Origin of the sequence: Amycolatopsis sp. NPDC051372 (genome assembly GCF_040682095.1) — a bacterium.
In the GTDB taxonomy this organism is placed as follows: domain Bacteria; phylum Actinomycetota; class Actinomycetes; order Mycobacteriales; family Pseudonocardiaceae; genus Amycolatopsis.
In genome coordinates, this window is sequence record NZ_JBFBAF010000092.1 from 1 (window position 1) to 2,883 (window position 2,883).

The window sequence follows — 2,883 nt, forward strand, 5'->3', positions numbered from 1 at the left end:
GTCGGTGTCCGGCCGCTGTACGGGTCGACCGATCACCTGTTGACGTCCGGGCTGCTCGGCACCGAGGTCACGTGGGCGGTGCCCGGTGAGGTTGCGGAGACCCGGTCGTCAGCTTGTCGTCGGTTCAGGGCAGGGTCGTTAAATAGCCGCTTATGTCTATTGCTGGTTTACCGGTTTATTGACTACCGGAAGCAGTGTGACCGTGTGCTTCTCAAATGCCTGAGGTTTCAGCAAAAAACCCCTCAAGACCCGTTTAGAGGCCCCAAGGGGTTATGCTAGTTATTGCTCAGCGGTGGCAGCAGCCTAGGTTAATTAAGCTGCGCTAGTAGACGAGTCCATGTGCTGGCGTTCAAATTTCGCAGCAGCGGTTTCTTTACCAGACTCGAGTACTTACTTAAATGTTACTAGAGGCCCATGGACTTGGCGATGATCGACTTCATGACCTCGCTGGTGCCGCCGTAGATGCGGTTGACGCGGTTGTCGGCGTAGAGGCGGGCGATCGGGTACTCGTTCATGTAGCCGTAGCCGCCGTGCAGCTGGAGGCACTTGTCGATGACGCGGTGCGCGACCTCGGTGCAGAAGAGCTTGGCGCTCGCGGCCTCGGCCGGGGACAGCTCGCCCGCGTCGAGGGCCTCCAGGGTGCGGTCGGCGACGGCCTGCGCGGCGTCCACCTCGGCCTGGCAGGCGGCCAGCTCGAACTTGGTGTTCTGGAAGGAGGCGACGGTCTTGCCGAAGATCGTGCGCTCCTGCACGTACTCCTTGGCGAACCGGACCGCCGCCGCGGCCTGCGCGTACGCGCCGAAGGCGATGCCCCAGCGCTCCGAGGCGAGGTTCAGGCCCAGGTAGGAGAAGCCCTTGTTCTCCTCGCCGAGCAGGTCCTCGACCGGCACCTTCACATCGACGAACGCCAGCTCGGCGGTGTCGGAGACCTTCAGGCCGAGCTTGTCCAGCTTGCGGCCGACGGAGTAGCCCGCGGACTTGGTGTCGACGGCGAACAGGGATATGCCGAAGCGGCGGTCGTCCTCCTTCGGCGCGGCGGTACGGGCACAGACGATCACGCGGTCGGCGTGCACGCCGCCGGTGATGAAGGTCTTGGCGCCGTTGAGCACGTAGTGCGTGCCGTCGTCGGAGAGCTTCGCGGTGGTCTTCATGCCCGCGAGGTCGGAGCCGGTGCCCGGCTCGGTCATCGCGAGGGCCCACATCTCCTCACCGGAGACGAACTTCGGCAGGAAGCGCTTCTTCTGCTCGTCGGTGGCGAGCATCTTGATGTACGGCAGACCGAGCAGGACGTGCACGCCGGAGCCGATGAAGGAGACGCCCGCGCGCGAGGTCTCCTCGTACATCACGGCCTCGAACTTGTACGAGTCGATGCCCGCGCCGCCGTACTCCTCGTCGACGCGGATACCGAAGACGCCCAGCTCGGCGAGCTTGTAGTAGAAGTCGCGGGGGGCCTGGCCGGCCGCGAACCACTCGTCGTACACCGGTACGACCTCGGCCTCGATGAAGGCGCGCAGGGTCTCCCGGAACGCCTCGTGATCCTCGTTGAACACCGTACGGCGCATCGACTGGAAATAGAGGTTTTCGTCCCCCGGATCCTGGCTGTGGTGATGATGGTGATGGCTGCTGCCCATGGTATATCTCCTTATTAAAGTTAAACAAAATTATTTCTACAGGGGAATTGTTATCCGCTCACAATTCCCCTATAGTGAGTCGTATTAATTTCCTAATGCAGGAGTCGCATAAGGGAGAGCGTCGAGATCCCGGACACCATCGAATGGCGCAAAACCTTTCGCGGTATGGCATGATAGCGCCCGGAAGAGAGTCAATTCAGGGTGGTGAATGTGAAACCAGTAACGTTATACGATGTCGCAGAGTATGCCGGTGTCTCTTATCAGACCGTTTCCCGCGTGGTGAACCAGGCCAGCCACGTTTCTGCGAAAACGCGGGAAAAAGTGGAAGCGGCGATGGCGGAGCTGAATTACATTCCCAACCGCGTGGCACAACAACTGGCGGGCAAACAGTCGTTGCTGATTGGCGTTGCCACCTCCAGTCTGGCCCTGCACGCGCCGTCGCAAATTGTCGCGGCGATTAAATCTCGCGCCGATCAACTGGGTGCCAGCGTGGTGGTGTCGATGGTAGAACGAAGCGGCGTCGAAGCCTGTAAAGCGGCGGTGCACAATCTTCTCGCGCAACGCGTCAGTGGGCTGATCATTAACTATCCGCTGGATGACCAGGATGCCATTGCTGTGGAAGCTGCCTGCACTAATGTTCCGGCGTTATTTCTTGATGTCTCTGACCAGACACCCATCAACAGTATTATTTTCTCCCATGAAGACGGTACGCGACTGGGCGTGGAGCATCTGGTCGCATTGGGTCACCAGCAAATCGCGCTGTTAGCGGGCCCATTAAGTTCTGTCTCGGCGCGTCTGCGTCTGGCTGGCTGGCATAAATATCTCACTCGCAATCAAATTCAGCCGATAGCGGAACGGGAAGGCGACTGGAGTGCCATGTCCGGTTTTCAACAAACCATGCAAATGCTGAATGAGGGCATCGTTCCCACTGCGATGCTGGTTGCCAACGATCAGATGGCGCTGGGCGCAATGCGCGCCATTACCGAGTCCGGGCTGCGCGTTGGTGCGGACATCTCGGTAGTGGGATACGACGATACCGAAGACAGCTCATGTTATATCCCGCCGTTAACCACCATCAAACAGGATTTTCGCCTGCTGGGGCAAACCAGCGTGGACCGCTTGCTGCAACTCTCTCAGGGCCAGGCGGTGAAGGGCAATCAGCTGTTGCCCGTCTCACTAGTGGCTCACGGTGGAACTCGCGCCCGTCGCCGGTCCGGAGTTCACCAGCCGGCTGAACTCGACCGTCGTGCCA

Annotated in this window: 2 protein-coding genes; one reads left to right on the forward strand and one right to left on the reverse strand. The window is 60.1% G+C overall.

Features of this window, described 5'->3' with window-relative positions; genetic code table 11:
- Positions 1-404 precede the first annotated feature (404 nt).
- Positions 405-1,631 (reverse strand): acyl-CoA dehydrogenase family protein, encoded by a 1,227-nt coding sequence (locus AB0M56_RS50435; protein WP_364190774.1) that lies wholly within the window; start codon positions 1,629-1,631, stop codon positions 405-407.
- A gap of 210 nt (positions 1,632-1,841) precedes the next feature.
- Here AB0M56_RS50435 and lacI point away from each other — a divergent pair.
- On the forward strand, positions 1,842-2,883 hold a 1,042-nt coding region (lacI, locus tag AB0M56_RS50440; RefSeq protein ID WP_364190777.1), incomplete at its 3' end, for a DNA-binding transcriptional repressor LacI.

What these genes read in the sequence shown, in the direction of transcription:
- AB0M56_RS50435 (WP_364190774.1), bottom strand. Translation starts at nt 1,631, where the DNA reads ATGGGCAGCAGCCATCACCATCATCACCACAGCCAGGATCCGGGGGAC.